Genomic DNA, 7,859 nt, shown 5'->3' on the forward strand with positions numbered 1-7,859 from the left:
CGCGAATGCGTTGTATCAGTCGCCATCCATAGTGACTGATATACCGCTTTCGCGAGCAGGCTCGCTCCCACAGTTCGTTTTGTGCAAGCCTGAATCACGCGTGTTTCTTGCGAATCCAGTACAGATACGTGCCGGCCTCTTCGTGTTGGCCGACCAGTTCATGGTCGAGAAACACGCAGAACTTGGGGATGTCGCGACGGGTCGACGGATCGGTGGCAATCACCTTGAGCAGGCCGCCGGGCACCAGGTCACGGATGTGCTGGTGCAACATCATTACCGGTTCCGGGCAGTTAAGGCCGGTGGCGTCGAGGGTGCCGTCGACCGGGGTATCGATCATTTCACTCATGATTTACTCCTGAAACTGGCCGGCATTGTCGCGCAATGCCGGGTGTTCGGTCATCTATAGCGTTAAACCGCATCCTATGTAGGAGCTGCCGAAGGCTGCGAGCTTTTGATCTGAATCTTCAAAAACAAGATCAAAAGATCGCAGCCTTCGGCAGCTCCTACAGGGAGAATCAGCGGGATTTTGGTTTCTTGATGTCGTGACGGCGCAGGTGGCAGGTCACTTCTTCACGGTCGTGGTACAGCTGTTTGCAGCCGATATCGACCTTGATCCCGCGCGCTTTGAAGCCATCGGCGATGCGCTCAAGCAAGCGCTTCACTTCGGCATAACGCTGCTTCATCGGCAACTTCAGGTTGACCACCGCCTCGCGGCAATGCCCCTCGCCGATCCACTCTTCGAGCATCGCTGCGTTACGCGCAGGCTTTTCGACGATGTCGCAGACCATCCAGTCCACCGGTTGCTTGGGCTTGAAGGTAAAACCGTCGGCCATCAAATGCTGCACCAGACCGGTGTCCATCAGGCTTTCCGCCATCGGGCCGTTGTCGATCGCCGTCACCAGCATGCCGCGATTGACCAGTTGCCAGGTCCAGCCGCCCGGCGCTGCGCCAAGGTCGACGCCGGTCATGTCACTGTGCAGACGATCTTCCCACTGATCACGCGGGATAAAGTGGTGCCAGGCTTCTTCCAGCTTCAACGTCGAACGGCTTGGTGCCTCGCGCGGAAACTTCAGGCGCGGAATGCCCATTGGCCACATCGCCGAGTTGCCAGCGTCCGCCATACCCAGAAACACTTCTCGGCCACTTTTGAAAGTCAGCAGCAGGCGCGGCTTACTGTCGTCGTCGACCAGTTTGCCGGCGCCGGTCAGCGCCTTCCGCAGCGGGCCTTCGAATTTCTTGCAGAAGTTCGACAGTTCCTTGCCGTCGTTAGTGTCGACGACTTCCAGCCACAGGCTGCCGCACACCGGGAAATCGGCCATGTGCGCGAGGATCACGCTGATGCGGTCGGTTTCCGGCAGATCGATAAATACGCCGCGCGCCCATTGGCGCGGGAAGATCAGCTCGGCGAAACGCTGGCCGCGCATCAGGCGCTCGGCGCCGTCTTCTTCGGTGCAGACAAACTCGGCGCAGGCAGTGGCCGCTTTGGCCTTGGCGTAACCGGCCACGTTGAGCCGGGCGGCGAGGTCGGAAATTTCCGAACAGACTTCGCCTTCGAAGCCTGGCCGGCAATGCATGAGTAGGGTGTTCATTCTTACTCCTGGGCAGCGGGCGATCATTCGGCCCCTGCGCGATGCTCAAGCCTTGCGTTGAAGCAAAGCCTGTCACGAAAACCGGCGCATGATAGCCGATGTCGGAACCTTGGACTTGCCCATAGAGTCCAGTTATTAGCCAGCTAATGAAAACAGGGCTACGTTGATAGCTCTGCCCGTCCCCTCAATCCGTAGCCGTGCGGATTCAAAGGAGTGATCGTAATGCCGTCCCTCGATAGTCTGAAGACCCTCAAAACACTGCAGATTGACCAAAAGACCTACCACTATTTCAGCCTGCCGGATGCCGCCAAAAGCCTGGGCGATCTGGACAAGTTGCCGATGTCGTTGAAAGTCCTGCTGGAAAACCTGCTGCGCTGGGAAGATGAAAAAACTGTCACCGGCGCCGACCTCAAGGCGATTGCCGCGTGGCTCAAGGAGCGTCGCTCCGATCGGGAAATCCAGTACCGCCCTGCCCGCGTATTGATGCAAGACTTTACCGGAGTTCCCGCCGTGGTCGACCTTGCCGCCATGCGTGCGGCGATGGCCAAGGCTGGCGGCGACCCGCAGCGGATCAACCCGCTGTCACCGGTGGATCTGGTGATCGACCACTCGGTGATGGTCGACAAATTCGCCACGCCCAGCGCGTTCGAGCAGAACGTCGATATCGAAATGCAGCGCAACGGCGAGCGTTACGCCTTTCTGCGCTGGGGCCAGAGTGCCTTCGACAACTTCAGCGTAGTCCCGCCGGGCACCGGCATCTGCCACCAGGTCAACCTTGAATACCTCGGCCGCACCGTGTGGACAAAGGATGAAGACGGCCGCACCTATGCCTTCCCCGACACCTTGGTCGGCACCGACTCCCACACCACCATGATCAACGGCCTCGGCGTACTCGGCTGGGGCGTCGGCGGGATCGAGGCGGAAGCAGCGATGCTCGGGCAACCGGTGTCGATGCTGATTCCGGAAGTGATTGGTTTCAAACTGACCGGCAAACTAAAAGAAGGTATCACCGCCACTGACCTGGTGCTGACGGTTACGCAGATGCTGCGCAAGAAAGGCGTTGTCGGCAAATTCGTCGAATTCTATGGCGACGGCCTCGCTGACCTACCGCTGGCCGACCGCGCGACCATCGCCAACATGGCCCCGGAATACGGTGCGACGTGCGGTTTCTTCCCGGTCGACGACGTGACGCTGGAATATCTGCGTTTGTCCGGGCGGCCGCCGGAAACGGTGAAACTGGTCGAGGCGTACACCAAGGCTCAGGGCCTGTGGCGTTTGCCCGGTCAGGAACCGGTGTTCACCGATAGCCTGGCGCTGGACATGGGCAGCGTCGAAGCGAGTCTGGCCGGGCCGAAACGTCCGCAGGATCGTGTGTCGCTGCCCAATGTGCCGCAAGCCTTCAGCGACTTCATCGATCTGCAATTCAAACCCACCAGTAAAGATGAAGGACGCCTGGAAAGTGAGGGCGGTGGTGGCGTGGCGGTGGGCAATGCCGATCTGGTCGGCGAAACCGAATATGAATACGAAGGCCACACCTATCGTCTGAAAAACGGTGCGGTGGTGATCGCGGCAATAACCTCCTGCACCAACACCTCCAACCCAAGCGTGATGATGGCGGCCGGTCTGCTGGCGAAAAAAGCCGTGGAAAAAGGCCTGACCCGCAAGCCATGGGTGAAGAGTTCGCTGGCGCCGGGCTCGAAAGTGGTTACCGACTACTACAAGGCTGCCGGGTTGACGCAATACCTCGACCAGCTCGGGTTTTCGCTGGTCGGCTACGGCTGCACCACCTGCATCGGCAACTCCGGGCCGTTGCCCGAGCCGATTGAAAAAGCCATCCAGAAAGCCGATCTCACCGTCGCCTCGGTGCTGTCCGGCAACCGTAACTTTGAAGGTCGTGTGCATCCGTTGGTGAAAACCAACTGGCTGGCCTCGCCGCCGCTGGTGGTCGCCTATGCCTTGGCCGGCAGCGTGCGCAGCGACATCAGCAGCGAACCGCTGGGCGAGGACAAGCAAGGCAATCCGGTGTACTTGCGCGATATCTGGCCAAGCAGCAAAGAAATTGCCGACGCGGTTAGCCAGGTCAACACCGCGATGTTTCACAAGGAATACGCCGAGGTGTTCGCCGGTGATGAGCAATGGCAAGCCATCGAGGTGCCGCAAGCCGCCACCTATGTTTGGCAGGACGATTCGACTTATATCCAGCATCCGCCGTTTTTCGACGATATTTCCGGGCCGTTGCCGGAAATCAAAGACGTCAAAGGCGCTCGCGTTCTGGCCATGCTCGGCGACTCGGTGACCACCGACCATATCTCCCCCGCCGGCAACATCAAGGCTGACAGCCCCGCCGGCGAGTATCTGCGTGAAAAAGGCGTGGAACCGCGGGATTTCAATTCCTACGGCTCACGGCGCGGCAATCACGAAGTGATGATGCGCGGCACCTTCGCCAACATCCGTATTCGTAACGAAATGCTTGGCGGTGAAGAAGGTGGCAACACCATCTACATTCCGACCGGCGAGAAACTGGCGATCTACGACGCGGCCATGAAATATCAGGCCTCGGGCACGCCGCTGGTGGTGATTGCCGGGCAGGAATATGGCACCGGTTCAAGTCGTGACTGGGCGGCCAAGGGTACGAATCTGCTGGGCGTGAAAGCGGTGATTGCCGAGAGTTTTGAACGGATTCACCGTTCCAATCTGGTGGGTATGGGCGTGTTGCCGCTGCAGTTCAAGCTTGATCAGAACCGCAAGAGCTTGAATCTGACGGGCAAGGAGACGTTTGAGATCAAGGGTTTGACCGGGGTTGAACTGACACCGCGGATGAATTTGCCATTGGTGATTACGCGGGAGGATGGGCGTCAGGAGAAGATTGAAGTGCTGTGCCGGATCGATACGTTGAATGAGGTGGAGTACTTCAAATCAGGAGGGATCCTGCATTACGTCCTGCGCCAACTCATCGCTTCCTGATTGACGCTATACCTGTGGCGAGGGGATTTATCCCCGATGGAATGCGCAGCAGGCCCTTCTTTTGGGGGTCGCTTCGCAACCCATCGGGGATAAATCCCCTCACCACAATGTCATTCGCCACAAATTCCCTGTGATTTTCCAGAGGCAAAAAAAAACCCGCCGAAGCGGGTTTTTCCCAAGACCATTATCGACTCCCTGTCGGCAGCGATCCTTGCAAATGGTCGATCATCCGTGATCCTGAAACACTCCCTGTGTCTCAGTTGATGTGGCTAGATTAACCGTGGGATCCAATCGGCAATAGTCGACATAGCTACCATCGCGTGTAGGACATTCGCCATAGCGACCCTTCCGAAAACCCTTAGACGTGTCAGGCGTCGAGCATGGAAGCGGCAATCTGCGCAACTTTCAGCTGCCCTGAGGCCTGCTCCAGTGCGTCATCTTCCAAAAACCATGCGGCGGATAATCCGGCGAACGCCAGCACCCATTGCAGCAGTCTTTGGCGATCCAGCCCGGCGGCGTCGGTTATCACCTCAAGCTGTCGGCGGAAACGTTGGGGATTGGTGGCTGAGGGCAGATCGGGATTGCAAATCAAATTGGCGTAGTCAAAACCGCGCTCGCCCGTGACCCGCTTCGGGTCGATGGCCAACCAGCCACGCTCACCGAAATCCAGCACATTGTCGTGATGCATGTCGCCGTGCAACACCACCACGTCTTGCGGGTTGGCGAGCAATGTTTCTGCCGCTTCCAGGCTTAAGCCGTAGAGACCGCCATGCTGGGCCGCAGCGATTCGCAGCGACGCAAACCACGGCCCCAGCTCCACCAACGGTGGCGGTGGCGTCGCGCGCGGTGCATGCAGCCTTGCCAGCGCCGCACACAGAATCCGGCTGGCCTGGTCGTCCTCGCCATTCAGCGCCATGTGCATCAGCGAACGCCGGCCCATGGCCCGTTCCATCAGCAAGCCATCCTCGTGATGCGCCAGCACCTGCGCGGCGCCATTGCCGTCCCACCAGGACATCAGTTGGTTGCCGATTTTTTCATCGACATCCATCGCCACTTTGAGCATCGCAGGTGTATCGCCCACGCGCACTGGCAGCAAACGGCTGCCCAGCGTAATGATCGGCTCGCCGTCCGGCACCAATGACCAACGCTGCAGCCACGGTTGGAAAATGTCAGCCACCGTCACGCGCTCGGGCCTTGGCACTTTCGGTCAGGAACTGTTCAAGTCGGCTCAGTTGCTCCTCCCAGCCGCGGCTGTCCATGAAATAAGCCTCTTTCTGGCGAATATCGGGGATATGCGCGAAACCTGACTCGGAAACCTTGAGCAGTGTGCCGTCCTCGTAATCCTGCAGCTCGAACCTGACCAATGTGGTCGGTTCCTGGGAATAGTCGATCTTCGGATTCACCGCATACGGATGCCAGCGAAACGAAAACAACTGCTGCGGCTCGACCCGCTCGATCAGCACATTCCACAACACGTGTTCATAACCCGGATACGTGACCTGCCCTTGCGTCCATTCACCGGCAATAAACCGCCTGCCCTCCAGCGCCACGCCAAACCACTGGCCAAACGCCTCGGCGTCGACCAATGCACGCCAGACATGAGAACGCGGCGCCTTCAGCGAAATCTTGCGTTCGAAACTATTGGGTACTGGTTTCATACGTCACCTCCTGTTCTGAACACTAGGCTTGTATGACCACATGTCCAATGTGAAGTTGTATCAAACCGGTGCAAAAGAGAAACATCCGGCTGCAATTCCCGACCGCTGATTGCGTGGATCCAGCCACCATTACGACGGCGAAGCTGTTACCGTTTCCAGCGAAATCGAACCACACAAGGACGTATCATGCAGCCTTCCCTCGCTGAACGTTATCGCGGCGCCCTGCTCGGCCTGGCTTGCGGCGACGCGGTTGGTACTACAGTTGAGTTCAAACCGCGGGGATCATTCGAACCGTTGACCGATATGATCGGAGGCGGCCCGTTCCGGCTCAAACCGGGGCAATGGACTGATGACACTTCGATGGCGCTGTGTCTGGCGGAAAGTCTCCTGAACAAAAACGGATTCGATGCTGCTGATCAAATGGGCCGCTACCTCAACTGGTGGCAATGGGGTTATCTGAGTTCGACTGGTGAGTGCTTTGATATCGGGTTGACCGTCAGTCGGGCACTGGAGCAATACCAACAGACGTCAGATCCCTTTGCGGGCTCAACCGATCCGTACAGCGCCGGCAATGGCTCACTAATGCGTCTGGCACCGGTGGTGCTGTTTTACTTCCCTGATGCCCAGCAGATCCAGACCTTTGCCGCCGACAGTTCACGAACCACCCACGCCGCAGCTGAAGCCATCGAGTGTTGCCAATTATTGGCAGGGCTGACTGCCAAGTCTCTTGAAGGCGCAACCAAGGCAGAGCTTCGCCAACTGCCATCAGCCAATTTCTCGCAACCCAAAGTCGCTGCGATTGCACGCGGGGATTACCTTGGCAAAACCCACGCGGACATAAAAGGCAGCGGCTACAGCGTGCAGTCGCTGGAAGCGGCGCTGTGGTGCTTTCAGCAAACCGACAGCTTTGCCGCTGCGATTCTGCTGGCCGCCAATCTGGGTGATGATGCCGACACCACCGCCGCGATCACCGGTCAACTGGCCGGTGCTTATTACGGCGAGCGTGGTATCCCGGGACACTGGCTGGATAAACTGCATGACGGCGCCGAAATTGCGGCGACTGCAGATCGATTGCTTGACGCCTCCAGATTGCGTACGCCTGAGTAGGCTCGGCGTAGTCGCTACACTGCCTGACACTTACTATCGACACAGCGAGAATCCTCATGTCCCCACGCCTGTTGCTGGCCCTTACGCCATTACTATTCCCCTCCCTCGCCCACGCCGCCGTCGACTGCGCCAACGCCAGCGATCAGGCGACGATGAATCAGTGCGCCGGGCAGGATTTCAAAGCGGCGGATAAAGAGTTGAACACGGTGTATCAGCAGATTACCGGGCGCTTGAAGGATAACCCTGAGGGCAAGAAGCTGTTGGTCAGTGCGCAGCGGGCGTGGGTCGGGTTTCGTGATGCGGAGTGCAAGTTTTCGGCATCGGGGGTCGCGGGCGGGAGTGTTTATCCGTTGATTTACAGCAATTGCCTGACGAGTGTGACCAAGGTGCGGGTTGAGGCGCTGAAGGAGTATTTGAAGTGTGAGGAAGGTGACATGAGTTGCCCGGTGCCGGGGGCCTGAGTTTTGCGGCGGTTGTGAGGGCCTCTTCGCGAGCAGGCTCGCTCCCACACTTGAAATGCATTCCAATGTGGGAGCGAGCC

7 protein-coding genes are annotated in these 7,859 nt (G+C 58.6%); 3 read left to right on the forward strand and 4 right to left on the reverse strand.

The window, feature by feature from the left end; all coding sequences use genetic code 11:
- Positions 1-94: 94 nt before the first annotated feature.
- On the reverse strand, positions 95-346 hold the full coding sequence (gene tusA, locus QMX93_RS28685; RefSeq protein ID WP_025111044.1) for a sulfurtransferase TusA: 252 nt from the start codon (positions 344-346) through the stop codon (positions 95-97).
- 169 nt (positions 347-515) lie between these two features.
- A complete protein-coding gene (gene rlmM / locus QMX93_RS28690; protein ID WP_282358920.1) occupies positions 516-1,589 on the reverse strand; it encodes a 23S rRNA (cytidine(2498)-2'-O)-methyltransferase RlmM in 1,074 nt (357 codons plus the stop codon).
- Positions 1,590-1,811: 222 nt separating this feature from the next.
- Between rlmM and acnA the strand changes: the two genes are divergently transcribed.
- The gene (gene acnA, locus QMX93_RS28695; RefSeq protein ID WP_282358922.1) at positions 1,812-4,553 is read left to right on the forward strand and encodes an aconitate hydratase AcnA; all 2,742 of its coding nucleotides are present in this window, start codon (positions 1,812-1,814) and stop codon (positions 4,551-4,553) included.
- A gap of 367 nt (positions 4,554-4,920) precedes the next feature.
- On the opposite strand, the gene QMX93_RS28700 is transcribed toward acnA, so the two are convergent.
- The gene (locus QMX93_RS28700) at positions 4,921-5,736 is read right to left on the reverse strand and encodes an aminoglycoside phosphotransferase family protein (RefSeq protein WP_282358927.1); all 816 of its coding nucleotides are present in this window, start codon (positions 5,734-5,736) and stop codon (positions 4,921-4,923) included.
- Positions 5,723-6,211 (reverse strand): SRPBCC family protein, encoded by a 489-nt coding sequence (locus QMX93_RS28705; protein ID WP_212545619.1) that lies wholly within the window; start codon positions 6,209-6,211, stop codon positions 5,723-5,725. Before QMX93_RS28705 ends, QMX93_RS28700 begins: the two co-directional genes overlap by 14 nt.
- Positions 6,212-6,397: 186 nt before the next feature.
- On the opposite strand from QMX93_RS28705, the gene QMX93_RS28710 reads away from it, so the two are divergent.
- The gene (locus QMX93_RS28710) at positions 6,398-7,318 is read left to right on the forward strand and encodes an ADP-ribosylglycohydrolase family protein (RefSeq protein ID WP_282358929.1); all 921 of its coding nucleotides are present in this window, start codon (positions 6,398-6,400) and stop codon (positions 7,316-7,318) included.
- Between the two features lie 56 nt (positions 7,319-7,374).
- Complete coding sequence (locus QMX93_RS28715; RefSeq protein WP_282358930.1) at positions 7,375-7,779, forward strand: lysozyme inhibitor LprI family protein; 405 nt, start codon at positions 7,375-7,377, stop codon at positions 7,777-7,779.
- Positions 7,780-7,859: the final 80 nt, after the last annotated feature.

It is taken from the genome of Pseudomonas sp. PS01303, from assembly GCF_029959385.1.
Classification (GTDB): Bacteria; Pseudomonadota; Gammaproteobacteria; order Pseudomonadales; family Pseudomonadaceae; genus Aquipseudomonas; species Aquipseudomonas rustica.